Below are 25,088 nucleotides of genomic sequence, written 5' to 3'. Positions count from 1 at the left end.
GGGAAACGAAAGCCCGGTCGGCAGCAGGGCCGCCGGCCGGGTGGGTCAGTAGGTAAATAGGCTGGGCTAGTAGCCTAGCGCACCAGCGGGTGGGGCCAGTCGAGCACGCCGCCCAGCAGGTTGGCCACATCGGCAAAGCCGGCTTTGGTGAGCTGGCTGGCGGCCGTGGCCGAGCGGGCCCCGCTGCGGCAGTACACGTAGGTGGACTTGGTTTTGTCGAGGTCGGCCACGCGGCGGGCAAAGTCGGGGCTGGTCACGTCGATGTTCACCGCCCCGGGCAGGTGGCCGCCGGCAAACTCGTCGGGGCGGCGCACGTCCAGCAATACGGCCTTTTTCTGACGCAGCCCTTCGGCAAATTGAGCGGGCGTCAGGTTCTGGTAGGCGGGGGCGGCGGGTTTCAGGAAGTCAAACATGGCAAATGAGAAAAGGCAAATCAGTAAGGCGGCGGACAACCGGGGCCACCGCTCCCCTCAGGCGCGAAACCAGGCGTGCCCTAGTGCGCGGCGGCCGCCATCTGAAACGACTTCACGGCCTCGCCTAGGTCGTACACGGTATCCTCGGGCAGGGCATCGGCCACGATGCTGGAGCCGGCCGCCGAGCGGTAGCCGCCGGCGCAATGCACCACCACGGGCTTACCGGCGGGAATCTCCTGGGCCCGCTCCCGGAGCTCGGGCAGCGGAATGCTTAGTGCGCCGGCAAAAATGGGCTCGTCGCGGTGCTCGGTGGCGTTGCGGATGTCCACGATGGTGTAGTTCTCGGGGTGCTGGCGGAAAGCGTCCACGTCCAGCGGAGGAATCGTGGCCTCGGTAGCGGGCGTACCCACCAGCGCGCCCTGAATCAGGGCTTCGTAGCCGATTTTGGCGGTTTTCTGAATCAGGTCCTCGAGCGTGGCCTCGTCGGCGGCCAGCAGGTAAAACCGCTCCTCAGGGCCCACGATGGAGCCCAGCCAGGTTTCAAACTTGCCGCCCTGCTGGATGTTGATGGCCCCTGCCGCATGGCCCTGCTTGAATTCGGCCTCGGGGCGGGTATCGACCATGACCATGCCGGCTTCCAACTCGGTGTCGGCCTGCAGGCGCGGCACCTGCTGCACGCTCGGGGCGTAGGCAGGGGCCCCGGCTTTGTTCAGGGCCACGTCGTAGCCGAAGTATTTGGGAATGAAGGGCTGATCCTGTAGCAGTTCGCGCACGAATTCCTCCTCGCTCATTTCGCGCAGCATGGGGTTACCGAACTTCTCGTCGGCGATGGTGCTGCTGTTGGCCCCGCTCAGGGCCTTGCCGCAGAGCGAGCCCGCGCCGTGGGCCGGATACACCAGCACCGAGCCGGCCAGCGGCATCAGCTTATCGCGCAGCGAGTGGTACAGCTGCCGGGCCAGCTCCTCGCGCTTGGCCGTCAGGTTGCCGGCCTTCTCGCGCAGGTCGGGCCGGCCCACGTCGCCGATAAACAGGGTATCACCGGTAAACACGGCCTCGTCCCGGCCCTCGCGGCTCACCACGATGCTGATGGAGTCGGGCGAGTGGCCGGGCGTATTCAGGGCCCGGAACCTGAGCTTGCCCACGGTGAACGGCTGGCCCTCGTCGAAGGCTTCGTGGGCATAATCCGCGCCTAGCAGCTTGCTCACGCGGATAATGGCCCCGGTGGCCTGGGCAATTTCCAGGTGGCTGCTCACAAAGTCGGCGTGGGGGTGGGTTTCGATGACGCTCACAATCCGGGCGTCGTGCTGCCGGGCGTAGTCGTAGTAGGGCTGCGGGTCGCGGGCGGGGTCGATGAGCACGATTTCGCGGGCGCACTCGCTCAGGATGGCGTAGGAAAAATGGGCCAGGCCCTTGTCTTCGAACTGCTGGATTTTCATAACGGAAGCGGTTAAAAAAAGGCGATGATGGAGTAAGCGAACGAAATGCGGGCGTGTCGTAACAGCTGGGGCGGCGCGTTCAGGCGTGCTTGAAGACCAGCTCGCGCAGCAGAATAAACGTGCCCATGGCCAGCGTAAACCACCCGAAGGCCGGCTTGAGCCTGGCGCCCGGAATGAACCTTGCCAGGTAGGTGCCCAGCACGATGCCCGCGAGGGCAAAGGCCAGAAAGCCGAGCAGAAACGGCCAGGCAATGGGCGTGCCCGCGCTCAGGTCGCCGGTGAAGCCGATCAGCGAGTTCAGGGCAATGATGGCCAGGGAGGTGCCCACGGCCAGCTTCATGGGCAGGCGCGCGCCCAGCACTAAAGCCGGAATAATCAGAAAGCCCCCGCCGGCCCCCACGAAGCCCGTGAGCGTGCCCACTACCAGCCCAATGCCCAGTATCAGCGGGTAATTGAAGGAATGCTGCTGGTGCAGCTCCTCGTCCAGCGCATCTTCCGCCTGCTTGCTGCGAATCATGGCGGCCGCGGCTACCACCATCAGCACGGCAAAGGCCACCAGCACCAGCAAATCCTTGGTAAAGACCAGGCTGCCCAGGGTAAACAGCTCGTGCGGGATGGCCGGCATGAGCAGCTTGCGCACCGCAAACACGGCCAGCAGCGAGGGAATCAGAAACACCACAGCCGTTTTCAGCGACACCAGCCCTTTGCGGAAGTAGCCCGAGGCGCCCACCACGGAGGTGGAACCCACCACGAACAGCGAGTAGGCCGTGCTCAGCACCGGGCTGACGCCCATCAGATACACCAGCACGGGCACGGTGAGGATGGAGCCCCCGCCCCCCATGATACCCAGGGAGAGGCCGATGAAGATTGCCGCGAAGTAGCCGATAATATGGTACATGGATGAACGGGTGAACGTATGTAGTTATGAATGATTGTTCATGTATTTTGGTAAAAAAAGCCGGCTCCCGTTACAGGAACGTGCAGCCGGCCAGGCACTGAATCACATCGACCACTTCGCGCATCTTCAGCGAGTAGAAGATGTTTTTGCCTTCACGCGAGGAGCTCAGGATGCCCTTCAGCTTCATGCCCGTCAGGTGGTGAGACAGCAGGCTTTGCTCCACGCCCAGCTTCTCGCTGATGTCCGTCACCGACTGGCTCTCGTGGGTGGAGAGCAGCTGCACGATGGCAATGCGCGTCGGGTGGGCCGTGGTCTTGAGGATAAAGGCCACCTTCTCCATCTTCTCGGTGGTCAGGTTCAGATCGGCGGAGGTGGTGGTTGGTGTCATAAGGCGTTGCAAATGTATGATCATTTGTTCATGTATACAAGCTTGTCCCTGATTTTGGTTCCGGCACGTATCATTTTCCGGTAAGAAGGGTCCGAATAGGCAGATATTGCCGCTTTTAAGTCATTTTACAGCCATTCGCCAGGCCTTATCCTGTGGGGACGCGTGACAGACCTGCCGGGAGGCAGTATGCCGCGGCCCGGCATACTGCCCCTTGCGGTACACCCCTGCATTTCCTGAACATCCCATGTCGGTATCATCTACGTCGCTGCCAGAGCTGGCGCTGCTGTTTCTGCGCCTGGGCACTACTGCCTTTGGCGGCCCCGCTGCCCACGTGGCCCTCATGGAAGAGGAAGTGGTACGCCGCCGGGGCTGGCTCACGCAGCAGCAGTTTCTGGACTTGCTTAGCGCCGCCAACCTGGTTCCCGGCCCCAACTCCACCGAGCTGGCCATTCACATCGGGTATGCGCGGCGCGGCTGGGCCGGCCTGCTGGTGGCTGGTATCTGCTTTATTCTGCCGGCCATGCTCATCGTTATGGCCTTTGCGTGGGCCTACGTGCGCTTCGGTACGCTGCCGGCTATCACCGGCGTCCTCTACGGCGTGAAGCCCGTCATCGTGGCAGTGGTGGCGCAGGCGCTCTGGAGCCTGGGCCGCTCGGCGCTGACTACCTGGCCCCTGAGGATCGTGGCGGGAGGGGCGTTGGTGCTGGGCCTGCTGGGCATGAACGAGTTGATGCTGCTCTTTGCTGCGGGCTTGGTCATGGGGGCCGTGCGCTGGCCCACGCTGGCTCACAAATCCGTGCCGCCAGCCCTGCTCAAGCTGGTGGGCGCGGTGGCGGTTCTGGCGCTGTTGCCGCTGGTGCTGGGCCTGGGGCCGGGCCAGCCCGCTACGGCCGGGGCCGCCGCGCCGCTGGGGCTGCTGCCGCTGGGGCTGGCCTTCGCCAAAATTGGCTCGGTATTGTACGGCAGTGGCTACGTGCTGCTGGCATTTCTGGATGCCGACCTGGTGCAGCGTTTCCACTGGCTGACGCAGGCGCAGCTGCTGGATGCGGTGGTGGTGGGGCAGGTGACGCCGGGACCGGTCTTCACGACGGCCACCTTTGTGGGCTACGTGCTGCAGGGCTGGCGGGGGGCGCTGGTGGCCACGGCGGGCATTTTCCTGCCCGCCTTCGTCTTCGTAGGACTGAGCATCAAGCTCGTTGCCCAGCTGCGGCAGTCGCCGCTGGCCGGCGCGTTTCTCGACGGGCTCAACGCCGCCTCCTGGGCCCTGATGGCTGCTGTATCCCTCACGCTGGCCCGCACAGCCCTACTCGACCTGCCGACGGTGGCGCTGGCCCTCGTCAGCGCCGGCCTGCTGCTGCGCTACAAGGTCAACTCGGCCTGGCTGGTGCTGGGCGGGGCTCTGGTGGGCTATGGGTTACAACAGGCGGGTATGCTGTAAACCACCCTGCTGCTCAGCTGAGCAGCACCCCGGCGTGCCCGGATGCCTGCCCTGATTTCTTGAAACCCGTGTTTTCCCTTCTGTAACCTCCTGCCCGGTAGATGCTAGCGAGCAGATGCCCGATGGCCTCTCCGTCAGAGTCGAGCCCGGGCCGTCGGGCAAGGCATGATACATGAACGTTTTTTCATTTGTGTACTGTTGCCTTGCCAAATTCCCCGACCATGAATCGTAAAACGCTTTCCCAGTGGCTGCCGCTGGCTTTGTTTGCCCTGATCCTGTTCACCCCGCTGCGTACGCCGGTACTGGGTTTTCTGCAGCGCGGCCTGCTGGCCACGGGCCTGTGGAAGGCCGACGTGCCGGTAGCTGCGGCGCCCCCGGGTGCCGCGCCCGTCGTGCCCACGGGCGGCGCGGCCTACCCGCACAACCTGCCCCTGACCACGCTCGATGGCAAGCGCACGAACCTGAGCGAGCTGAAAGGCAAAGTGGTGTTCGTGAATTTGTGGGCCAGCTGGTGCCCGCCCTGCGTGGCCGAGATGCCCGGCATTCACGCCCTATACAAGAAGTTGAACCCGAAGAAGGTGGCCTTCGTGATGATTTCGCTCGACGAAAACCCGGCCAAAGCCCAGGGCCTGCTCAAGCGCCAGGGCTACACGTTTCCGGTGTACTTCCCCGCCGGCCCGCTGCCTTCCCCGTTCGACTCCAACTCCATTCCCTCCACGGTCATTCTGGCGCCGGATGGGCAAGTAGCCGCCCGCCACGACGGCATGGCCGACTACGATACCCCGGAATTCAAGACGGCCCTGGAGAAGCTGGCGGCCTCGGCCCACTAACCGAGGCCGTCCCGTCGTTGAACACTGCAACCGCTTCAGCCACTTGCTGAAGCGGTTGTTTTCGTTGGCGGCAGCCACTGCTGCGTCGAGCATACAGCCTGCTGGGTACCTCATGTGGAGCAAGTGGCCCGATTCAGTTGATGCGGCAGGCACTGATATTTTGCTGGTCACTCACATGCCGCCGCCGCTCAAACCGGCTGAAAGCTCGTTTACAGCCGATTTGAAAATATTACCAGCACTGCTACTCGGCGTCGCCTGCGCGGCTTTTCGTCGGAGCCCGAAAGTCGGGCCGGACTTCGGGGTGCATAATCTGCGCGCCCAGATTGCCGGTGCGGGCCAGCAGGCCGAAGCTGACGACGGCCCCGGCCAGCGTGAGGTACGTAAACAGCGGGGCGCGGGCGGCCGAGCGGCGGCGGGCCAGCAAACTCACCAGGGCCAGCGCGCCGGTGGCTTCCATGGCCCACAGGCTCAGCTCGGCGGCGGCTTCGTGCTCGTGAATCAGGGCGTGGGTCACGCCGGGACGGTCTTCCACCACCTCTTCTGCGCCTTCCCCCGTCAGCTGGGTCGGAATAGTCAGCAGGGCGGCCACAATCAGCGTTATCAGGCCCGCGTTGATGAGCACTTCCTGGCGTCGCACCACCGCAACCAGGAGCAACAGCAAGCCGAATAAGCTGCCCAAAATGGGCGTGTGATTGAGCAGCAGGTGAAGATGGGCGCCGTTCATATACAACAGGTTAGCGGGGAAAGTGAGAAGAAAAACAGTTCGGCTTAAGGCAGGCAGCTACGCGGCAGTGACGTTGAACAGATAGCCAATCAGGGCGGTGAGGCCCATAGCCAGCACCCCCCAGAACGTGACGCGGGCCGCCGCTTTCAGCACGCCGGAGCCACCCACATAGGCGGCCAGCCCCCCCAGCGCGGCCAGAAACACCAGCGACGTGAGCGACACCGTCCAGGTCAACAGGGATGCGGGCGACACCAGAATGACCAGCAGCGGCAGGGCCGCGCCCACCGTGAACGTACCGGCCGAGGCCAACGCCGCCTGAATGGGGTTGGCGGCGGCCGTTTCGGTGATACCCAGCTCGTCGCGGGCGTGGGCCCCAATGGCATCGTGGGCCATGAGCTGGGTGGCTACTTCGTCGGCCAGGGGCTGGGACAGGCCCCGCTCCACATAGATGGCGGCCAGCTCGCGGCGCTCGGCTTCGGGGTCGGCCGCCAGCTCGGCTCGCTCCCGGGCCAGGTCGGCCTGCTCGGTGTCGGCCTGGGAGCTGACGGACACGTACTCGCCCGTGGCCATGGACATGGCCCCCGCCACCAGCCCGGCCACGCCGGCCACCAGCACACTCTCGCGCGAGGCACTGGCGGCCGCCACGCCCACGACCAGGCTGGCCGTGGAGATAATGCCGTCGTTGGCGCCGAGAACGGCGGCGCGGAGCCAGCCGATGCGGTGGGTACGGTGGTTTTCGTCGTGTCGCATCGGATATGGGGTGCTGGAGGTGAAGTATTACCGGCTCATTGCTGCGCATTAGCAGTATACGAACCAGCTACGGTAGTCGCAGCCGGCGCCCTACGGTAGTACGCATTATGCGGGGGAAAGCGCCGGGCTAGGGCAGGATAAACGACAGGTCGGCGCTGATCAGGTTGGCGCTCAGGCCGGTGGTCTGGCGGTAGTAGGCGTAGCGTATGTCCAGGGCCTTGAATTGCGCCACGCGCCCCTTGAACGGCGTCTTGAAGCGCCCGATGCCGTACACCGGCGAGTAGCGCAGCCCCAGCCCCGCCTTGTGTGCCGCGAAGGCCGCCAGGTCGTAGTCGGAGGTGAAGTAGGTATCCGTAATGGAATGCTGCAGGTAGGGCGCGAAGTAGTCGGCCGCCGTCTGGCTGTGGTAGCGGTAGAAGGGATAAAGCACAAAAAACGGCGTCACTTTCACCGGCGTTTCCAGCTCAAACGTGTGGGCCGAAATGCCGAAGTTGTCGTGGTAGAACCGGTAGTAGCCGCGCACCTGCACCAGGTCGGTGGCATAGTAGGTCAGGCGCAAACCCACGGGAAACTTGTAGCGCTGCCGGGGCAGCACCTCCGCTTTGGCCGTGCCGAAGGCGCCGCCGGTTTCCCGGAAATACACCCGCTGAAACGGCGTGCTCAGCAGCCCTCGCTGGGCCACCAGCTCGGTGCTGACGGCCGCCTGCAGGCGCTGGCTGAGCACCTGGGAGTACACAATGTTCAGGTTGTAGCTCTGGCGGGTCGGGCCGCCGGGCAACTCCGGCGTGTTGCGCAGCTCGATGGGCCGGATCACGGTGACCTTATCGAAAAAGACCTGACCCGCCACGCTCAGCTCCCGGTTGCCGTCGGCGGAGGCGCGCGCCCAGGAGCCCGACACGTTAAACGACAGATAGTCGTACTCGGACGAGAAGCCGCCGCCCACGCCCACAATGGTTCGCTTGTCGGCCAGCTGGCGCGAAAGGCCCAGGTCCAGATGGTACCGGGTGTCGCTGGAGGAAGGCGAGGACAGCACCTGGTCGATACGGTCGGTGGACGCGGAGGCGTAGTAGTCCACTCCGAAGTTGGCCGCCAGACGCGTCACCGAGTCGAGCGGCACGTTCAGCAGGATGGTGGGCGTGAGGTCGGTGAGGTGCTGGGTGCCCTGGCCGCCTTCCACGGCGCTGTGGTTGCCATCCTGCTCGTAATAGCTGGTCAGAATATTGACCTCGGTTTCACCGCGGTTGTTAGGGTTGGCGGGGCGGGGCACCGTGGTAGCCGGGGCGCCGTAGCCATCCACCCGGTTGGGCGTGGGTGTGGCCTGCGCCCACACCAGAGCGGGTAGCACAAGCAGGGCAGCAGTAAGAACGGCGGGCGAAAAGGGGCGCATGAGTGAAGAATTGTATTGAGTAGTTAGTATTCAGTAGTGAGTATTTAGCAATCAGGTCAAGAATCTAAATACTTAATACTCACTACTGAATACTCAATTGCAGCCGCAGCCGCCGCCTACTTTGCCGCCATTGGCCCCGCCGGCGCCTTCGCGGTAGCTCTGGAAGTTGGTTTCGTACACCTCAATGCGCTTGTTAGCGAGCTTCATGTCCTCGTCGTTGAGGTACACTTTCTGGTAGGCCGCCACCGACACGCAGCCGCTCAGGGCGTTGCCGGCCAGCAGCAGCAGGCTGCTGCCCAGGGCCAGGCGGAGTATGCTGAATGATGTCATGGTTTCGGGGAAGAAGTGGCCGCCGCCGGCTGGCCGGGCGTGGAGTAATAGTTGATTTGCATGTTTTTTGAGGTGAGCGTGCGGCCGTCGTTGGTGATGAGCGTGCAGTCGACGCCCTTCAGCTTGTTGATGAAGGCCAGCCCTTCCTCGGGGCCCAGCACGAACACCACCTCATCCAGCCCGTCGGCCAGCTCCACGTCGGGGCAGATAATGGTGACGGAGCGCAGCCCGGTGGCCGGGTAGCCTGTGTGCGGGTTGATGATGTGGCCGTAGTACTGGCCCTGCACCGTGAAATACTGCTCGTAGTTGCCGGCCGTCACCACGGCCATGTCCGATACCGTCAGCCACGAGGACACGGACTGCGGATAGGCCGGGTCGCCGATGGCAATGCGCCAGCCGGAGCCATCCGCCTGCCTGCCCCAGCACGAGACGTCGCCGGAGCCGTTGATGAGCCCGCCCGCAATGCCCATCTGCCGCATCAGGGCCTGGGCGCGCCGCACGCCGTAGCCTTGCAGAATACCGGCCAGATTCATGCGCATGCCCTTGTCCTGAAGCATCACCGAATGCGTGGCCGGGTCGAGCAGCACTTTCTGGTAGTTGATGCGCGCCACGGAAGCCTTCACCACTTCCGGCGCGGGCAAGGCGGCGTGCTCTTTACGGTCGAACGTATAAATCTTCTCGCCGCCGGCGAAGGTGATGTCGAAAGCCCCGTTGCTGAGTTTGGAGAGCTTGAGCGTACGCGCAATCAGGTCGTACACTTCCTGGTCGACCACCACGGGCCGTATCCCGGCGGCGCGGTTTACCTGCGTGATCTGCGAGGTGGAATCCCAGTACGAGCACAGCCGGTCGATGCGCTGCGCCTCCCGGATACCCGCCCGAATGGCCCGCCACGCCAGCGAATCATCACTGGACACGGCCGTGAACGTGAAGTGGGAGCCCATCAAATGGGCCGAGCGGGTGAAGTTGCGCGGCTTGGGCACCGCCCCTGGGCCAGGGCCAGCCTGCGCGGTGAGCGGGGCAAAAAGCCCCAAACTCAGCACCCCGGCTGCCACCCAACCAAGAGCAACGGCAGCACGAAAAAGGCGAGGCATGGGACTAGTGCTTAGCTAAGAGCTGCGTCAGATACGCGTCGTAGGCGGCGGGGCCGCCAGGACGGTAGCCGGTTTTGGCCAGCACCCTGCCTTCGGGCGAAAGCAGCACGACCAGCGGAAACGCGCCTTCCTTGTTGAGCTGCGCGGCGGCTTGCTCGTTTAGCTTGGTCTGGGCAGCGGGCAGCTTATTTTTCTTGCTGCGCGGGAAATCAAAGCGGGCCAGCACCAGCTTGTCTTTGGCGTACTGCTGAAACTCGGGCTGGTCGAACACTTCCTTTGAGAGCATGATGCAGGGCTTGCACCAGTCGGAGCCCGAAAACACGGCCAGCACCGGCTTGTTCGTGGCTTTGGCCTGTTGCAGCGCTTGGGTGAGGTCCGTGTTCCAGGTTACGGGTGAAGGCTGGGCCTGCACGCCAATGGCCGAGAAGAGCAACAGCAGGCAAAACGAGAGGAAGCGCATGGCAGGAGAGGTAAGAGAGAAATTAAAATTCGGTTAAAGCCATAAACCGTGCTACCCTACGCAACCAGTTCCGCGACGGGGGCTTCTTAAGCAACTCTTAAGAATTGGCGCCCTTCTCGATGGCTGGCCGATGAGCCCCGACCGGGTGCTGGTGAGTAGTGGGCCAGCCGTACAAAGGACGAGCCGTGTCAGGCGGCTGAGCCACCAGGAGCAGGCTGCGCAGCACCGGGCCGGTCAGAAAATTGAACGCTGCGAATAACGAGGCTGGAGCAAAGCAAAAGGCGGATTCACGCTTAAGATTTGCTTAAAATGCGGCGGACGCAGCGCGGGGCAGCATCTTCGGCCAGGGAATAGCGTTAGGTTGGGACGCGGTACTCCGCCGGGGGCGAGGCCTGCGCCTGCGGTGGTCCATTCTTTAGCCTGACCCCGGTATGCGTATTTTACTGATCGAAGACGAGCCAGGCATTGCCCGCTTCCTCACCCAGGGCCTGGAGGAGGAGGGCTATGCCGTGGACGTGGCCGACACGGGCCCGACGGGCCTGGCGAAGGCGCTGGCCCGCTCTTACGACCTGCTGCTGGTGGACTGGATGCTGCCCGGCCTGACGGGCCTGGAGGTGTGCCGGCAGCTGCGGGCGGGCGGCCACGCCACGCCTCTCATTTTCCTCACGGCCAAGGACACGGTGCAGGATACCATTGCCGGGCTGCAGGCCGGGGCCAACGACTACATCAAGAAGCCTTTCCACTTCGAGGAGCTGCTGGAGCGCATCCGGGTGCAGCTGCGGCCCCGGCCCGCGTCGACGGAGCAGTTCACGGTAGGGCCCATCCGGCTGGATGTAGCCACGCACCAGGTGTTCCGGGGAGAGGAGGAAGTGAGTCTGACCCAGAAGGAATTTGCCCTGCTGGAGTACCTGCTGCGCCACAAGGGCACGGTCTGCCGCCGCCAGAGCATCATTGAGCAGGTCTGGGACATTCACTTCGAGTACAACACCGGCGTTATTGATGTGTATATGAACGCGCTGCGCAAAAAGCTGCGTCTGAGCAAGGAGGACGAATGCCTGCACACCATCCGCGGCGTCGGCTACGTGGCCCGCGACTGATATGGCCCTGACCTTTAAAAACCGCATCGCCCTGCACTATGTGCTGGCCACGGCCGCCCTGGTAGCCGCCGCTTACCTGGTCGTATTCGGGGTAGTGCGCCAGCAGGTATACGCCGACCTGGACGGGGGCCTGCGCCTGCAGGCGGCCAAGCACCTCAACGAGCTGTTCTTCGACGGCGACTCGCTGCGCTTTGCCCACAAGGGGGAATGGGAAGAGCAGGAGCACCAGCAGGTGGATGTGGCGCCGGTGTTCGTGCAGATCAACGATGCGCGGGGCCGGCTCATGGACCGCTCGCCCAACCTGAAGGCGAACCAGCTGCTCTTCCACCTGGCCGATGGCCGCCGCATGGTGGACGCTTCGCTGCGCGGCCGCGCCATCCGGCAGCTGCAGGAGCCCATTGTGCAGCAGGGCCGCGGGCGGGGCTACCTGCTGGTGGCCGTGCCCACCGAATCGGCTAGGCACGTGCTCGACAGCCTCGGCTCGGTGCTGCTGCTCTCGTTTCCGGTGGTGCTGCTGGCCCTCTACGGCACGGCCCAGTGGCTGGCCGGGCGCAGCATCGCGCCCATCGTGCACATCACGGGCACCACTGACCGTATCACCCGCGACAACCTGACCGAGCGCATTGCCCTGCCCCCCCGCCCCGACGAGCTGCACACGCTGGCCACGGCCATCAACGGCCTGCTGGGCCGCGTAGAGCAGGCCGTGGAGCGCGAAAAGCAATTCACGGCCGATGCCTCGCACGAGCTGCGCACCCCGCTGGCCGTGCTCAAGGGTACGCTGGAAGTGCTGGTGCGCAAGCCCCGCACCCCCGAGGAGTACGTGGCCAGCATTCAGCTCGGCATCCGTGAGATTGACCGCCTCACTCACCTGGTGGACCAGCTGCTGCTCATGGCCCGCTTCGAGAACCACGCCAAGGGCCTGAACCGGCAGGAATTGTCAGTGCTCAGCTCGGTGCACGACGTGCTCTACCGCCACCGGGCCGACCTGGAGGCCAAGCGCATCCGCGTGGACGTGGAAGATGGGGAAGCGCACGCAGTGGTGGCCGACCCTCACCTGGTGGATCTGATTCTGGATAACCTGCTCTCCAACGCCGTCAAGTATTCGCCCGCCGGCTCCACGGTCACCGTGGCCCTGACTTCCGTGGCTGGCCGGCTGCGCTGCACCGTGACCGATCAGGGCATCGGCATCCGGCCGGAGGAGCAGGCCCACATCTTCGATCCGCTGTACCGCTCGGATGCCCTGCAGCACAAGCACATCGGCGGCACCGGACTGGGCCTGAGCATCGTCGCCAAGGCCTGCACCCTGCTGGATATTGAGCTGACGGTAGCGAGTACCTTGGGCCAGGGCACCACGTTCACGCTCCTGTTTCCCGCGTAGACGGGACCCGGGCTGCCGGATACAGAAAAGCCCCGCGCACGGCAGTGCGCGGGGCTTTTCTGTGGGTCTGGAGGCGGCTACACCTTCGGCTCCGATGTGAGCTCCCGCTCCCAGAAGCGGCCGGTGGTCAGGTCCTGGATGAACTGCTTCGGCTTTCCGACGCTCACCCCGGGGCCGCCGGGCAGCGCCTCAGCCCCCGCGTAGGCGGCTGCTTTCAGCAGCGTTTCGCCCGGGGCCGCGGCGCCCACGGGCTTGCAGTGGCGGTAGGCTTCGTTGATAAAGTGTACGGCATCGGGCTGCTGCCGCAGGGTTTGCACGCTCTGCTCGCCGCCGGCCACATATACCCCGTCAAAGAGCACCGACGCGGTGGTTTGCAGGCTGAAATCAATGCGCAGGGCCTCGCCGCCGCTCACTTTCAGCATGCCCAGGTGCGGGGCGACCAGCTTGGCCGTAGCGCCGCCGGCTTCGAGGGCTTTTTTCAGGGCCGCAATGCTGGCGGCGTCGGCGCCATCGGCGGCCAGAATGGCTACCTGCTTGGTTTTGATATCCTTCTGCTTATTCACCGGGCTGAACTCAATGCTGAGCGCGGCCGACTTTCCTTCCTTGCCGGTGGCGGGCTTGGACTGGTGGGCGGCCACGTCGGCATCAGCGCCCACAATGTAGTTGAGCTGCACACCTTCGGCTGATGGAACTTCCAGGCCCAGGCCTTTGGCTACGCGCTGGGCCAGCTCGTCGGCCACGAGGCTCAGGTGAATCAGCATCCGCTGGCGCACCGATTCCTCCTCCACTTTGCCCAGCTCAAAGCGCAGGGCCTTCACGATGTGAGCCTTTTCCCAGTCGGCCTGGCTGTTCCAGAACAGGCGGGCCTGCGAGTAGTGGTCGATGAAGCTCTTGCTGCGGGCCCGTACTTTGCGGCCTTCTACCCGCTCCTGGTGGCTCACAAAGCCGCCCTCGCTCACCTTGGCCTGCTTGGGCGTGTTGTCGTTGAGCAGGTTGGGCGAGTAGCTGGTTTTGCCCACGTTCACCTGCTGGCGCATGTGGCCGTCGCGCTGGTTGTTGTGGATGGGGGCTACCGAGCGGTTAATCGGAATTTCGTGGAAATTCGGCCCGCCCAGGCGCGTGAGCTGGGTGTCGGTGTACGAGAACAGGCGGCCCTGCAGCAGCGGGTCGTTGGTGAAGTCGATGCCGGGCACCACGTGGCCGGGGTGGAAGGCCACCTGCTCGGTTTCGGCGAAGTAGTTATCGGGGTTGCGGTCCAGCACCATCTTGCCAATGATGGTCACGGGCACCAGCTCCTCGGGAATGATTTTGGTGGGGTCCAGCAGGTCGAAGTCGAACTTGTGCTCGTCGGCTTCCTCTACCACCTGCACGCCCAGCTCCCACTCGGGGAAGTTGCCCTGCTCGATGTTGTCCCACAGGTCCCGGCGGTGGAAGTCGGGGTCCTTGCCCGAAATCTGCAGGGCCTCGTCCCACATCACGGACTGGATGCCCTGCTTGGGCTTCCAGTGAAACTTGACGAACCGGGAGGTGCCCGCGGCGTCAATCAGGCGCCAGGTGTGAATGTTGAAGCCTTCCATGGTGCGCAGACTGCGCGGAATGGCCCGGTCCGACATCGTCCAGAGCACCATGTGCATGGCCTCGGGATTCACGGAAATAAAGTCCCAGAAGGTATTGTGGGCCGAGGCCGCCTGCGGAATTTCGTTGTGGGGCTCGGGTTTCACGGCGTGAACCAGATCCGGAAACTTGATGGCATCCTGGATGAAGAACACCGGGATGTTGTTGCCCACAAAATCGTAGACGCCCTCCTGAGTATAAAACTTCACGGCAAAGCCGCGCACGTCGCGGGCCAGATCCGTGGAGCCGCGCGAGCCGGCCACGGTGCTGAAGCGGGTAAAAATGGGCGTGCGCACGCCCGGCTGCAGGAAGTGAGCTTTTGAGTACTGGCTGGCATTGTCGTAGGCCTCGAAGTAGCCGTGGGCCGCCACGCCGCGGGCGTGCACCACCCGCTCGGGAATCCGTTCGTGGTCGAAGTGGGTGATTTTTTCGCGCAGCAGAAAGTCTTCCAGCAGGGTCGGGCCACGCTCGCCGGCTTTTTCGGAGTTCTGGTCGTCGTTGATGCGCACCCCCTGGTTGGAGGTCAGGAACTCGCCCGCGCCGTATTCACGGTTTTGCTCCAGGTCCCGCGACTTGGCGTCGGAGGATTCGTGGGTTGATTTACTCATGGGAAAGAGAGGAAAGGATGGTATAGCGCACCGCCGAGCTGGTATAACCTGAACCGGCAACTGCACGGCAGTTGGTACGCAAGCCGGGCGCCGGCAGCTGATTTTCCGTCTTTCTAGCTGTGCAGCCTCTATCAGACAGTAATCGATGTACGTAGTTAATATGCTTATTACTAGCTCGTTACAGAGACGACGAGATACAAGGCGAATTGGTTTTCGGAGTTCCGCTGGTAGTGTCAGGCCCGCACACTTAGCAGCAAACGTCAGCCGAAGACCAGCAAAACAGGCTAGGGTGAGTAACGGGCGTATCTCAGGCGGGCCCTGCCGCCAGCCTGCCCAAAAACAGGCCCACGGTGGGGCTTTCTGCGCTTAGAAAGAGTGGTTTCTCAACGGATTAGCTCAACGGCCAGTATTTTAGAGCTTCGTTTACGCCTTGGCTCTGCCCCTTCCTGCCCATGTTCCGCCTGTTTTCTTCAAAACCCAATGCCGCGCCCGCCGCGCAGATTGATCCGCTGCTGGCGTTCGTGCGCGAAATCGGGCTGGAAGTGCGCGAGGCTCCGCTCCGGCAACCCACGTTTCTGCCGGGGCTGCTGCTGGAGCGCGGCGCGCTGGTGCTGGACCGCACGCGCCTGCTCTACCCCGGCGACATTCTGCACGAGGCCGGCCACCTGGCCGTGACGCCCGCCGCCGAGCGGCCTACCGTGGGCGGCAACATCACGCAAAACCACCCCGAGAAGGAGGGCGAAGAGCTGGCGGTGCTGGCCTGGAGCTACGCCGCCGCACGGGCGCTGGCGCTGCCGCCGGCCGTGGTCTTTCACCCCGACGGCTACAAGGGCCAGAGCGAGTGGCTGATCAGCAGCTTCGAGGGTGGCCAGTACATCGGGCTGCCGCTGCTGGTCTGGATGGGGCTGACCACCACGGCCGGCTTCCCGCGCATGGAGCGCTGGCTGCGCGCCTAGCGCCCCGTCCGACCGCTCCACCCCCGGTCCGACCGCCGCAGACGGTCCGACCGGTCGGCATACGGGCCCCAGCGGGCCATTCCCCCCTGCCCCTCCGCTTCGGGCCGAAAAAAACGTTGCCGCGCCACCCCACCCGGGCGACGCGGCAACGCGTGCAAAAACAAAGGAGCGCAGAGCTAGCGGGCCACCACCACGCGTTTGGTGAGCGTGGCCGTGCCGGCCTGCACGCGCAGCACGTACACGCCGGGCGCCAGGTCGGCCACCGACAGCTGGGCCTGCAGGCCGGTGCTGCCCAGCGGCTGCGTCAGCTCGCGCACCTGCTGGCCGAGGCTGTTGTAGAGGCCCAGTTGCACCCGGCTCACGCCACTGACGGCCGGCAGCTGCACCGTGAAGTTCTCGTGGGCCGGGTTCGGGTAGAGCCCGATACCGGCGGCCGTCAGGCCCGGCTGGGTAGCCAGGGGGCCGGCGGGGCCAAAGCGCAGCTCGAAGCGGCCGGGCAGGCTGGTGGCCGTGCCGGTGCTGAACGTGTAGCGGCCCGTCTGCTGCAGATCGATGGTCTGGTTGGTCTGGGCGTCGTGGAGGTACACTTGGGCGCCGGTCAGGTTCAGCAGGTCAGCGGCGGTGAGGGTGTAGCTGCCGGCCTGCGGCACATACAGCGTGAGGGGCACCACGCAGGCAGCCGTCAGCTGGGGCAGGCCGTTGATGGCGAGGCCCGTGCCGGCGGCCACGGTGGCCAGGTTCAGCCCGTGGGAGTTGGGCAGTTTCAGGGCATCGTATTCGGCATCAATGCCGGCCGTGGCGCCGGCCTGGAAATACACATAGGTTTCATCGAGCAACGAGCTGCCGCTGCCCTGCACCGTCAGGCGCACCAGGGGGCGCAGGTCGGTGCCGCGGCGCACGGGCGCCTGCTGGCTGTAGCTGGTCACGCGGTTCGGGTTGTTGAGCATGAGCGAGCCGCTGGTCTGGCCGCTGCTCACCCGCACGAAAAAGGCCTGCGCCGTGCCGATAAGCGGGTTGCCCACCCCATTGATGTAGCTCCGGTACTGCCCCACGTACTGCGCCGTGCTTTCGTAGGTGTAGAAAGCCGCGTCCATATTGACGCGTTGTCCGGCCGTGATGGTGCTAAAATCCAGGGGCGAAGGATAGGGGTTGCCGATGAGGTTCCAGCCCGCGTCGGCGGCCGTGGCGCCGCTGGCCCGGCTCAGCGAAATGGAGCCGCTGCTGTTGCCTACCTGACCGGTGAAGCTCAGCGTCTGGGCGCCCGGCAGCTGCACCGTGAAGCCATGGGTGGCCAGTTGGGCCGCTTCGGACAGGGAGCCGGGCGAAACCCAGCCCTTATCGAAAGCCGACAGCGTAGTGGCCGGCGAGGAGGCCAGCCGCGCCTGGTCGTAGGCAAAGATGGTGGGAAACGGCGTCACCTGGTTGGGCGTGGCCGAGGTGTTGTAGGCGGGGTTGACCACCAGCGTGGTGCCGCCCGAGCCGAAGCTGGCCGCCGTGGTATTGGCCACCGGAGACGAGAGGTGGCGGTAGCCCAGGCCGGGGTTCAGCGTGGGGTCGATGTAGCGCTGCACCGTCACCGTCGTGCCCGAGACGAAGCCAGCGCCCAGGTTGGCAATCAGGGCCGTGCCCGAAGCATCGGAAAGCAGCGTCAGAGTGCGGCTACTGAGAACCAGGTTGCCCGCATTCAGCGTCAGTACCTGCCGGATGGCCACCGCCTGCGAGAGAGTCAGGTTGTTGTTGTTGGTCGAGGTCAGGTTGCGCACCTGCGCGGGCAGGCCGTTGCCAGTCACCTGCACCGCCGTGCCGTTGTACACGTAGTTGGCGTCGGCCGAAAAGCTACGCGTGCCCGCCAGCTGCACCGCGCCGGTAGCGCCCGAGCTGGTAATGCCGGCCGCCGAGCAGATTCTGAGCGTGGCCCCGTCCTGCAGGGTAAAGGAGCCCGCGCCGGTCAGCGGCTGGCAGTTGGTGTTCAGCGAGCCACCGTCTTGCACCACCAGGGCGCCGGCCACGCTTACGGCGCCGGTCAGCGTGCCCGCGCCGGTGCCCGTCACGGTGATGGTATTGTAGCTGCCGGCCGGAATGTTCTGCGCCGTGCTGACGATGAGGTCCGTGAGCGGGTTCACCGTCACGGTTTGCTGGGCCGAGCTGGCGCAGGTGCCGCCGTTGCTCACCTGCACGGTATAGGTCTGGGTGCTGCCGGGCGCGGCCGTCACCGTGGCCGTGTTGGTGGCGCTCAGGCCGGTGGCCGGGCTCCAAGCGTAGGTCGAGGCCACAACGCTGCTCTGGCCGGGCGTCACGTAGGCCGGGGCATTGGCGAGCGTGCCGTTGTTGCTGCCCGTTTCGTCGGTAGCGGTGCTGCCGCTGCCCTCATTGAAGCGCCAGAAGCCGGCCAGCCCGGCAGTAGTGCCGGCCGGTGCGTCGAACAGCAGGCTCTGGATCTGGCTCTGGCTGCGAGCCGTGTTCCACACCCGCACCTCGTCGATCTGGCCCTGCCACGACTCGTTCAGGAAGCCCGGGTTGCTGCCGATGGTGAAGCGGTTGGTGGTGCCGGCCGTGTTGGGGCCGCCGCCATACACGTATTCCACCCCGTTCTTGTAGAAGCGGATGCCCGTGCTGCTATACACCACGGCTACGTGCTGCCACTGGTTCAGGTCGACGGTGGTGGGCTGCCACGCCTCCGTGCCGGTAAACACGCCCCAGCTGCTCGAATTGGCTTCGATGATGAGGCCACGGTCATAGCCGCCGTCGTCTACCGAAAACACCGTCTGGCGCACGGCGTAGCCCGTGCGCGTGGGGTACACCCAAGCTTCCCAGGTGGTGTTGGGCATTGCCGCGGGCGAGGCATTGAGGCTGGTCGTTACGCGCTGGCTGCTGGTGCTGTTCACGCCCGTAAAGCTCAGCGCCAGGTTGGGCCGGGCCGTCAGCGTTACTGAGCCGCCGGCATTGAAGGTCGTCGGGCCGCCGGCCACGATGCTGGGCGGCGCCACGTAGCTCACGGTAGCCGTCACGGCCGTGCGGGAGCTTTCCTCGCTGGCAGCCGTCACCGCGCTGACGTAGTACGTGGTGCTGGCGTAGAGCGTGGGGGTGGTGTAGCTGCTGCCGGTGGCTCCGCTGATGGCCGTGCCGCCGGTAGCCTGCGTGTACCAGCGGTACGAGCCGCCGGCCGGGGCGCCGCTGGCCGTGAGCGTAACGGGGCCCGCGCCGCAGCGGCTGGCGCCGCTGGCCGTGGGAGCTGTCAGGGAGAAGTTCAGGAGTACGCTGACGGTGTTGTTGTCCCGGTTGGCCGTCACGATGTCCGGCTTTCCGTCGCCGTTCACGTCGTCCGCCGCTACGCCCCAGGGCCGGCTGCCACTGCCGACCGGGTAGGTGGTGGCGGCGCCGAGCGTGCCGTTGCCCTGGCCCAGCAGCACGCCTACGGTGCTGCCGGCGGCGCCCGAAAGCGGCCCCATGTTGGTGGCCACCACGTCGAGGCGGCCGTCGAGATTGAAGTCGGCCAGGGCTACTTCGCGCGGGTTGGCCGCGCCGCTGCTGTAGGCAGTCATGAGGCCGAACGTGCCGCCGGCCTGCCCGAGCAGTACGCCCAGGTTGCTGCTGTTGTAGTTGGCCACCACCAGGTCGAGGCGGCCGTCGCCGTTCAGGTCGCCCAGCTTCAGGCCCGCGGGCGCCGTGCCGACGTTGTACTGCATCGGGGTGCCGAGCGTGCCGTCGCCCTGGCCCAGCAGCACCGACACCGTAGTGCCGCTGCTACTCTCGAAATTACTGACCACCGCATCGAGGCGGCCATCACCGTTCACGTCGCCCAAGTCCACGCCGTACACGCTGCCGCTGGATATAGCGAAGGAGGGTGTGCCGAGTGTGCCGCCGGCCTGGCCCAGAAACACGGCTAGTCCATTGCCCGAGGTAACTACCGCGTCGAGGCGGCCGTCGCTGTTCAAATCGCCGAGGGCTACGTTGTAAGCGCTGGCGCTGTTATTGGTCGGATAGTTGGTAGCCGTGCCAAACGTGCCATTGGCCTGGCCCGGCAGCACGCTCAAGCCCAGATTAATGCTGGTGTTGACCACTACCGCGTCGGGGCGACCGTCGCCGGTCACGTCGCCGAGCTTCAGCCCGAACGGCGCCGCATTGGCCTGCACGGGATAGGTGCTGGCGGCACCAAAGGCGCCGCCGGTCTGGCCCAGCAGCACATTGATACCACCCGCTGACAGGCTGCTCGCCACGATGTCGGGGCGGCCGTCGCCGTTCAGATCGGCGAGGACGGGGTAGCTGGGGCTTGCGCTAACGGAGTAGCTGACAAACGGCGCAAACTGGGCCTGGGCCGCGCCGCTGGCCCCGGCCAGGCTTAGTAACAGCAAGGTTCGGAGACTTGCCGGAACACAACTCTTACTGAAATACAGGGATGTGTACAGGTGTTTCATGCACAAACAGGATGAAATAGGGTGAAGGCAAAAAGTGAACAGCTCCCCTCCTTACCACCGAAAAACTACAAGGATAGCCCAAAAACACAGCAATATATTGCCTTTTACCGATAGACCCGGACTATACCCAGTCAGCTATGAAAAGTAACGGTCCAGCCCCCTGGGCCAATCAGCCCGGCAGCAACCTCTGCGCCCACAATGCGGTACAGCAGGGTACACCAACGCATCTGGCTATGAAACCCTTTGCTACTACTGCGGCCTCGCGCCGGGAGTTTATGCGTACGCTCTCGTTGGGGCTGGGCGCTACGCTCGCAGGCACTTCGGTGCTGGGCGGGCCGCTGGCGTGGCTCACGGAAACCGACTATGGGCCCGCTACACTCGACGCCCTGCAAACCGGCCGGCAGCTGGGCGTAGCGCTGGTGGGCCTGGGCAAATACAGCACCGGGCAGCTGGCCCCGGCCCTGCAGCAAACCCGGCTCTGCAAGCTGGCCGGCATCGTGACAGGCACCCCCGCCAAGGCGGCGCGGTGGCAGCAGCAGTACCGCCTGCCCGAGCAGAACATCTACGACTACAAGACCTTCGATAGGATAGCCGACAACCCGGCCATCGACATCATCTACATTGTGCTGCCCGTGGGGCTGCACGCCGAGTACGTGGAGCGCGCCGCCCGCGCCGGCAAGCACGTTATCTGTGAGAAGCCCATGGCCCCCACCGCCGCCGACTGCCGCCGCATGCTGGCGGCTATGCAGAAGTCGGGCAAGAAATTCAGCATCGGCTACCGCCTGCACTTCGAGCCCCACCACCGCGAAATGATGCGCCTGGGCCAGCAGAAAGTGCTGGGCCCCATCAAAAGCCTGGTGGCCGACAATGGCTTCCGCTTCAACAACGACACGCCCTGGCGCGTGGACAAGGAGCTGGCCGGCGGCGGGCCGCTCATGGATATGGGCATTTACTGCGTGCAGGGCGTGGTATACACCAAAGGCGAGCTGCCGGTATCCGTGACGGCGAAGCTGGCCCCCAACCCCGACCCCAAAGGCCTGTTCCGGGAGGTGGAGGCGGGCGTAAGCTGGCAGATGCAGTTCGGGGATGGGAGCGTGGCCGACTGCCGCACCAGCTACGCCGAAAACCTGAGCAGCCGCCTGCGCGCCGAAACCACCACAGACTGGATGGAGCTGGAGCCGGCTTTCGGCTACGGCGGCATTGCGGGCCGTAGCAGCCAGGGCGCCATGAGCCTGCAGAACGTGCCCCAGCAGGCCCGCCAGCTAGACGACTTCGCCGACTGCATCCTCAACGACAAGCCCACCCGCGTGCCCGGCGAAATGGGCCTCCGCGACGTGCAGCTGCTGCAGGCCATTTACCGCGCCGCCGAAACCGGCCGGAAGGTTTCCACCAAAGACGTGGTGGCCGTGCTGGACGAGGTGGGCAGCGGCCGGTAAGGCGGGCACTTCCTGCTTTTTTCAAGCCAATAAAAAAGCCGCCTGAACTTCTGTTCAGGCGGCTTTTTTGTGGTTAGCATATCGCGCAATTACGGCGTGATGGTGCCGAAGCTGCCATCGGCGTTGCGAGGCAGCTCGGCTACTTTTATGTTGCGCAGCCACGTCTTGCCCGACAGCTCGGTATCGTGGTAGAAGATGTACCACTTGCCCTGCTGCTCGATGATGGAATGGTGCGTGGTCCAGCCCTGCACCGGGTTCATGATAATGCCCTGGTACGTGAAGGGGCCGTAGGGCGAGGTACTGGTGGCGTAAACCAGCAGGTGCGTGTCGCCGGTGGAATAGGAAAGGTAGTAGGTGCCGTTGTGCTTGTGCACCCAGGCCCCCTCAAAAAAGCGCCGGGACTTGTCGCCGGCGAGCAGCGGCTTGCCGTCCTGATCCAGAATCTTCACCTCTTTCATCGGCTCGGCAAAGCGCAGCATGTCGGAGCTCATGCGGGCCACGCGCGGGCCGGGGGCCACTTCGTTGTCGGCGGGTTCCTGCTCTTTGGGGTTGCTGGCGTCGTACTGGCCGGTGCGCCAGCGCTGCAGCTGCCCGCCCCAGATGCCGCCCACGTACAGATACGAGCCGCCATTGGTGTCCGTGAAGATAGCCGGGTCGATGCTCATGCTGCCCTCAATGGGCTGGGGCTGGGCCTTGAACGGACCAGTGGGCGAGGTGCTGGTAGCCACCCCGATGCGGAACACGTCCTGCTTGTCTTTGGCCGGAAAGTAGAGGTAGTACGTGTCGTTTTTGAAGGCCGCATCGGGCGCCCACATCTGCCGGCCGGCCCACGCCACATCCTTGATATCCAGGGCTACGCCGTGGTCCGTGACCTTGCCCCCAATGCTGTCCATGGACAGCACGTGGTAGTCGCGCATGGCGAAATGGTCACCGTTGTCGTTTTCCGGCATCCCCGCCTCAATGTCGTGCGAGGGATAGATGTAGATTTTGCCGTCGAAGACGTGCGCTGAAGGGTCGGCGGTATAGATGTCTTTGATGAGCGGCTTGCTCAGAAACTTCGTGCCGGCCGAATCCGGGGCGGCACCGGCGGGCTGGGAGCCGGAAGCTGCCGTGTCGGTTTCGGGGGTATTGCTCTGGCAGGAGGTGGCCAGCGCCAGCGCCAGCGGCAGGAGCAGCGCCAGCGAAGGCAGAAGTCGGGGCAGGGGTTTCGACAACAAGGCGGGGAAGTTTTAGGGTGAGGTCAATGCTTTTCAGAAAGGCGGAGCGGGAACCGCCGCGCCCCCGAACGAGCCGGAAGGCGCGGCGGCTCCCGCCAAATATAGACCTCTCCCCTACTTGCTGGCCTATCAGAAACGCCCGGCCGCCGCAGATAAACTATCCAATCGTTTCCGATAGCAACCGGCGGGCTGCCCGGCTTCCAAGTGGCCTGCTATGGCTCAGGGGCAACTAATCGGCGTTGCCGGTGGCTCCTTCATCCACAAAATCGGCGGCGTTGCTGGGGTTGTGCATCGTGGCTTCAGCTACTTCGTTGGTGAGGGCCACATCTACCGGAGCCGGAGAGTTGGCGGGTTTGCGCTTTTTCTCCATATCGGCAGCCGAGCCGGCGGGCACGCTCCTGAACGGCCACTGGCCCCGGGTATAGGTGATGTAGGCCCCGGCAGCCGCGGCCAGCGAAGCGCCGATGAGGGCGGTGGTGGTTTTCTTTTTCATGAGATTGGGTAAGCGTATCAACTGAAATTCCGGGGACAGGCCGCACACAGGGCCGCCTTCTCCCGATACGGATTGTGAGCGGCCAGGGTGCCGGTTTCGGGCGGGCCGCTACGGGCGGGGCGCTACCGGAAAGGACTTAAACATGGCAGCAATGCCTTCATCAATGCGCGCGGACAGCTTTTCCGGGTCTTTGGAGAGGGTGCTGGCCGCCACGCCCTACCAGATTTGCTGGTTGCGGGCCGCGTCTACCACGTCTACGGTGGCGGTGCCTTCGCGGTAGGTTCCGGTGGGCACCTGCTGGCTCTGCCAGTGGTAGTTGCGCTGCCCGATGTAGCGCGGCCCGTCCCACTGGATGTTGGTTTCGCGGGTCTGGACTTTCTCTTCCGTCACTACCCCGATGTTCACCCACAGCTCGGGCGTGTCGGCCCGGCGGTAGCCCCGCAGCTCCATTTCGCGCGCCACGGCCCGCTTCAGCTCGTCCACGTTGGCACTGCTGCCCCGGAAGGCGTCTTCGTTGCGGGCCGTTACGTCCAGGAAGTTGTAGGTTTTGTAGGAGGCAAAATCAACGTCCGGCGCCTGCGTCGTGGACTCGACGCGCACCGGCGAGCAGGCCGCAACGGACAGGGCTGGTAGCAGAATCAGGAATGGCTTCATGGTACTGGATAAAGTGATAGTAAACAGGTCAGAGCCACAGGCCCTGGGCATTGGATTACGTAAAACTCCTGGCTCACAGCCAGTACAACAAGGAATTTCTGCCGCATCCGGCAACTTTAAGAGTAGCTTTGCCGCCGGCTGAGCAGGCGCAGGTTTCCGCTCATCGTCGTCGTTTCCATCCGCATTCAGGCCCCTTCCCGTTGGCTTCTCCCTCCCGATTTACGTTGCCGCCGCTGCCGGCCGTGCTGCTTTCCATTGTGAGCGTGCAGGGCGGGGCCGCCATTGCCAAAGGCCTGTTTCCGGTGGCCGGGCCGGCCGGCACCGCCAGCCTGCGCATCGGCTTTTCGGCGGTGCTGCTGGTGCTGGTGGTGCGGCCCCGGCTGCGGCAGCTGCGGCCGGAGCAGTGGCGGGCAGTGGTGCCGTATGGGGTGGTACTGGGGCTCATGAACTTTCTGTTCTACTGCGCCCTGGCCCGCATTCCGCTGGGACTGGCCGTAACGCTGGAGTTTGTGGGGCCGCTGGGCGTGGCGCTGGCCGGCTCGCGCCGCGCCCTGGATTTGGTGTGGGTGCTGCTGGCCGGGGCCGGCATTGCCCTCATTGCGCCGTGGCAGGGCCAGGGCATCGATATGCTGGGAGCAGGCTTTGCGCTGGCCGCCGGGGGCTGCTGGGCGCTTTACATCATCTTAGGACGCCGCACGGGGGCCGTGCTGCCCGGGCAACTGGCCGTCACGGTCGGAATGCTGGTTGCGGCTCTCACTATTTTGCCTTTCGGGGCAGCAATCGGCAACCTCTTGGCGCTGAGCCCTTATTTGCTGCTGCTGGGCGTGTTGCTGGCCATATTTTCCAGTGTGCTGCCTTTCTCGCTGGAAATGCAGGCCCTCCGCACCATGCCCACCCGCACCTTCAGCATCTTGATGAGCCTGGAACCGGTGGCCGCCGCCTTTTCGGGCTGGCTGCTGCTGGGCGAGCAGCTGACCAGCAACCAATGGCTGGCCGTGGCTTTTATCGTGGCGGCCAGCTTCGGCGCTACCCTGACCACGGCGCCCCCGGTCGGCGGCGAGTAGCCCCGCGCGGC

General features: G+C 64.7%; 22 protein-coding genes. 7 read left to right on the top strand and 15 right to left on the bottom strand.

Features of this window, described 5'->3' with window-relative positions:
- Window positions 1–74: 74 nt before the first annotated feature.
- The 4 genes from BUE15_RS10665 to BUE15_RS10650 form a co-directional block, all read right to left on the bottom strand.
- The gene (locus BUE15_RS10665) at window positions 75–413 is read right to left on the bottom strand and encodes a rhodanese-like domain-containing protein (protein WP_073284379.1); all 339 of its coding nucleotides are present in this window, start codon (window positions 411–413) and stop codon (window positions 75–77) included.
- A gap of 80 nt (window positions 414–493) precedes the next feature.
- The gene (locus BUE15_RS10660; protein WP_073284378.1) at window positions 494–1,849 is read right to left on the bottom strand and encodes an MBL fold metallo-hydrolase; all 1,356 of its coding nucleotides are present in this window, start codon (window positions 1,847–1,849) and stop codon (window positions 494–496) included.
- Window positions 1,850–1,928: 79 nt separating this feature from the next.
- On the bottom strand, window positions 1,929–2,747 hold the full coding sequence (locus BUE15_RS10655) for a sulfite exporter TauE/SafE family protein (protein WP_073284375.1): 819 nt from the start codon (window positions 2,745–2,747) through the stop codon (window positions 1,929–1,931).
- Window positions 2,748–2,817: 70 nt separating this feature from the next.
- On the bottom strand, window positions 2,818–3,135 hold the full coding sequence (locus BUE15_RS10650; protein WP_073284373.1) for an ArsR/SmtB family transcription factor: 318 nt from the start codon (window positions 3,133–3,135) through the stop codon (window positions 2,818–2,820).
- Between the two features lie 244 nt (window positions 3,136–3,379).
- Here BUE15_RS10650 and chrA point away from each other — a divergent pair, with 244 nt between their 5' ends.
- Together chrA and BUE15_RS10640 are read left to right on the top strand one after the other, a co-directional pair.
- Window positions 3,380–4,573, top strand: a complete 1,194-nt coding sequence (gene chrA / locus BUE15_RS10645; protein WP_073284370.1) for a chromate efflux transporter — start codon at window positions 3,380–3,382, stop codon at window positions 4,571–4,573.
- A 221-nt stretch (window positions 4,574–4,794) separates the two neighbouring features.
- Window positions 4,795–5,403: a TlpA family protein disulfide reductase gene (locus BUE15_RS10640; protein WP_073284367.1), complete on the top strand. Its 609-nt coding sequence runs from the start codon at window positions 4,795–4,797 to the stop codon at window positions 5,401–5,403.
- A gap of 241 nt (window positions 5,404–5,644) precedes the next feature.
- Here the strand turns inward: BUE15_RS10640 and BUE15_RS10635 are convergent, their stop codons facing one another.
- The 6 genes from BUE15_RS10635 to BUE15_RS10610 form a co-directional block, all read right to left on the bottom strand.
- A complete protein-coding gene (locus BUE15_RS10635) occupies window positions 5,645–6,127 on the bottom strand; it encodes a hypothetical protein (protein WP_073284363.1) in 483 nt (160 codons plus the stop codon).
- 57 nt (window positions 6,128–6,184) lie between these two features.
- Window positions 6,185–6,877 carry a VIT1/CCC1 transporter family protein gene (locus tag BUE15_RS10630; RefSeq protein ID WP_073284360.1) on the bottom strand — a complete coding sequence of 231 codons (693 nt, stop codon included), beginning with the start codon at window positions 6,875–6,877 and terminating at the stop codon, window positions 6,185–6,187.
- A gap of 127 nt (window positions 6,878–7,004) precedes the next feature.
- Entirely contained in the window at window positions 7,005–8,264 is a 1,260-nt protein-coding gene (locus BUE15_RS10625; RefSeq protein ID WP_073284357.1) for a DUF3570 domain-containing protein, read from the bottom strand.
- 93 nt (window positions 8,265–8,357) lie between these two features.
- Window positions 8,358–8,594: a DUF4266 domain-containing protein gene (locus tag BUE15_RS10620; RefSeq protein WP_073284354.1), complete on the bottom strand. Its 237-nt coding sequence runs from the start codon at window positions 8,592–8,594 to the stop codon at window positions 8,358–8,360.
- Window positions 8,591–9,685 carry an FAD:protein FMN transferase gene (locus tag BUE15_RS10615; protein ID WP_084548975.1) on the bottom strand — a complete coding sequence of 365 codons (1,095 nt, stop codon included), beginning with the start codon at window positions 9,683–9,685 and terminating at the stop codon, window positions 8,591–8,593. Before BUE15_RS10615 ends, BUE15_RS10620 begins: the two co-directional genes overlap by 4 nt.
- A 4-nt stretch (window positions 9,686–9,689) precedes the next feature.
- Entirely contained in the window at window positions 9,690–10,145 is a 456-nt protein-coding gene (locus BUE15_RS10610) for a thioredoxin family protein (protein ID WP_073284351.1), read from the bottom strand.
- Window positions 10,146–10,576: 431 nt separating this feature from the next.
- Here BUE15_RS10610 and BUE15_RS10605 point away from each other — a divergent pair, with 431 nt between their 5' ends.
- Together BUE15_RS10605 and BUE15_RS10600 are read left to right on the top strand one after the other, a co-directional pair.
- Window positions 10,577–11,242: a response regulator transcription factor gene (locus BUE15_RS10605; protein WP_073284349.1), complete on the top strand. Its 666-nt coding sequence runs from the start codon at window positions 10,577–10,579 to the stop codon at window positions 11,240–11,242.
- Between the two features lies 1 nt (window position 11,243).
- On the top strand, window positions 11,244–12,620 hold the full coding sequence (locus BUE15_RS10600) for a sensor histidine kinase (protein ID WP_073284346.1): 1,377 nt from the start codon (window positions 11,244–11,246) through the stop codon (window positions 12,618–12,620).
- A 77-nt stretch (window positions 12,621–12,697) separates the two neighbouring features.
- On the opposite strand, the gene BUE15_RS10595 is transcribed toward BUE15_RS10600, so the two are convergent.
- Window positions 12,698–14,842, bottom strand: coding sequence for a catalase (locus BUE15_RS10595; protein ID WP_073284343.1), 2,145 nt, complete (start codon window positions 14,840–14,842; stop codon window positions 12,698–12,700).
- A gap of 452 nt (window positions 14,843–15,294) precedes the next feature.
- Here BUE15_RS10595 and BUE15_RS10590 point away from each other — a divergent pair, with 452 nt between their 5' ends.
- Window positions 15,295–15,798: a hypothetical protein gene (locus BUE15_RS10590; RefSeq protein ID WP_073284339.1), complete on the top strand. Its 504-nt coding sequence runs from the start codon at window positions 15,295–15,297 to the stop codon at window positions 15,796–15,798.
- Window positions 15,799–15,974: 176 nt separating this feature from the next.
- Here the strand turns inward: BUE15_RS10590 and BUE15_RS10585 are convergent, their stop codons facing one another.
- Window positions 15,975–20,150 (bottom strand): FG-GAP-like repeat-containing protein, encoded by a 4,176-nt coding sequence (locus BUE15_RS10585; RefSeq protein ID WP_073284336.1) that lies wholly within the window; start codon window positions 20,148–20,150, stop codon window positions 15,975–15,977.
- Between the two features lie 296 nt (window positions 20,151–20,446).
- On the opposite strand from BUE15_RS10585, the gene BUE15_RS10580 reads away from it, so the two are divergent.
- Window positions 20,447–21,649 carry a Gfo/Idh/MocA family protein gene (locus BUE15_RS10580; protein WP_073284595.1) on the top strand — a complete coding sequence of 401 codons (1,203 nt, stop codon included), beginning with the start codon at window positions 20,447–20,449 and terminating at the stop codon, window positions 21,647–21,649.
- An 89-nt stretch (window positions 21,650–21,738) separates the two neighbouring features.
- On the opposite strand, the gene BUE15_RS10575 is transcribed toward BUE15_RS10580, so the two are convergent.
- The 3 genes from BUE15_RS10575 to BUE15_RS10565 all read right to left on the bottom strand — a co-directional run bounded on the left by BUE15_RS10575 (window position 21,739) and on the right by BUE15_RS10565 (window position 24,013).
- The gene (locus tag BUE15_RS10575; RefSeq protein WP_244535936.1) at window positions 21,739–22,866 is read right to left on the bottom strand and encodes a glycoside hydrolase family 43 protein; all 1,128 of its coding nucleotides are present in this window, start codon (window positions 22,864–22,866) and stop codon (window positions 21,739–21,741) included.
- A gap of 229 nt (window positions 22,867–23,095) precedes the next feature.
- On the bottom strand, window positions 23,096–23,359 hold the full coding sequence (locus BUE15_RS10570) for a hypothetical protein (RefSeq protein ID WP_073284332.1): 264 nt from the start codon (window positions 23,357–23,359) through the stop codon (window positions 23,096–23,098).
- 216 nt (window positions 23,360–23,575) lie between these two features.
- Window positions 23,576–24,013 carry a DUF4136 domain-containing protein gene (locus BUE15_RS10565; protein ID WP_073284329.1) on the bottom strand — a complete coding sequence of 146 codons (438 nt, stop codon included), beginning with the start codon at window positions 24,011–24,013 and terminating at the stop codon, window positions 23,576–23,578.
- Window positions 24,014–24,213: 200 nt separating this feature from the next.
- Between BUE15_RS10565 and BUE15_RS10560 the strand changes: the two genes are divergently transcribed.
- Window positions 24,214–25,077 (top strand): EamA family transporter, encoded by an 864-nt coding sequence (locus tag BUE15_RS10560; RefSeq protein WP_073284326.1) that lies wholly within the window; start codon window positions 24,214–24,216, stop codon window positions 25,075–25,077.
- Window positions 25,078–25,088: the final 11 nt, after the last annotated feature.

It is taken from the genome of Hymenobacter psychrotolerans DSM 18569 (assembly GCF_900142395.1).
In the GTDB taxonomy this organism is placed as follows: Bacteria; Bacteroidota; Bacteroidia; order Cytophagales; family Hymenobacteraceae; genus Hymenobacter; species Hymenobacter psychrotolerans.
This window is presented reverse-complemented; position numbering and strand designations above follow the sequence as displayed.

Excerpts from the sequence above, each read along its gene's own strand:
- BUE15_RS10580 (WP_073284595.1), top strand. The coding sequence starts at position 20,447 with ATGAAACCCTTTGCTACTACTGCGGCCTCGCGCCGGGAGTTTATGCGT.
- chrA (WP_073284370.1), top strand. The coding sequence starts at position 3,380 with ATGTCGGTATCATCTACGTCGCTGCCAGAGCTGGCGCTGCTGTTTCTG.
- BUE15_RS10610 (WP_073284351.1), bottom strand. The coding sequence starts at position 10,145 with ATGCGCTTCCTCTCGTTTTGCCTGCTGTTGCTCTTCTCGGCCATTGGC.
- BUE15_RS10660 (WP_073284378.1), bottom strand. The coding sequence starts at position 1,849 with ATGAAAATCCAGCAGTTCGAAGACAAGGGCCTGGCCCATTTTTCCTAC.
- BUE15_RS10590 (WP_073284339.1), top strand. The coding sequence starts at position 15,295 with ATGTTCCGCCTGTTTTCTTCAAAACCCAATGCCGCGCCCGCCGCGCAG.
- BUE15_RS10595 (WP_073284343.1), bottom strand. The coding sequence starts at position 14,842 with ATGAGTAAATCAACCCACGAATCCTCCGACGCCAAGTCGCGGGACCTG.
- BUE15_RS10625 (WP_073284357.1), bottom strand. The coding sequence starts at position 8,264 with ATGCGCCCCTTTTCGCCCGCCGTTCTTACTGCTGCCCTGCTTGTGCTA.
- BUE15_RS10570 (WP_073284332.1), bottom strand. The coding sequence starts at position 23,359 with ATGAAAAAGAAAACCACCACCGCCCTCATCGGCGCTTCGCTGGCCGCG.
- BUE15_RS10605 (WP_073284349.1), top strand. The coding sequence starts at position 10,577 with ATGCGTATTTTACTGATCGAAGACGAGCCAGGCATTGCCCGCTTCCTC.
- BUE15_RS10620 (WP_073284354.1), bottom strand. The coding sequence starts at position 8,594 with ATGACATCATTCAGCATACTCCGCCTGGCCCTGGGCAGCAGCCTGCTG.
- BUE15_RS10615 (WP_084548975.1), bottom strand. The coding sequence starts at position 9,685 with ATGCCTCGCCTTTTTCGTGCTGCCGTTGCTCTTGGTTGGGTGGCAGCC.
- BUE15_RS10655 (WP_073284375.1), bottom strand. The coding sequence starts at position 2,747 with ATGTACCATATTATCGGCTACTTCGCGGCAATCTTCATCGGCCTCTCC.
- BUE15_RS10600 (WP_073284346.1), top strand. The coding sequence starts at position 11,244 with ATGGCCCTGACCTTTAAAAACCGCATCGCCCTGCACTATGTGCTGGCC.
- BUE15_RS10650 (WP_073284373.1), bottom strand. The coding sequence starts at position 3,135 with ATGACACCAACCACCACCTCCGCCGATCTGAACCTGACCACCGAGAAG.
- BUE15_RS10635 (WP_073284363.1), bottom strand. The coding sequence starts at position 6,127 with ATGAACGGCGCCCATCTTCACCTGCTGCTCAATCACACGCCCATTTTG.
- BUE15_RS10565 (WP_073284329.1), bottom strand. The coding sequence starts at position 24,013 with ATGAAGCCATTCCTGATTCTGCTACCAGCCCTGTCCGTTGCGGCCTGC.
- BUE15_RS10665 (WP_073284379.1), bottom strand. The coding sequence starts at position 413 with ATGTTTGACTTCCTGAAACCCGCCGCCCCCGCCTACCAGAACCTGACG.
- BUE15_RS10640 (WP_073284367.1), top strand. The coding sequence starts at position 4,795 with ATGAATCGTAAAACGCTTTCCCAGTGGCTGCCGCTGGCTTTGTTTGCC.
- BUE15_RS10630 (WP_073284360.1), bottom strand. The coding sequence starts at position 6,877 with ATGCGACACGACGAAAACCACCGTACCCACCGCATCGGCTGGCTCCGC.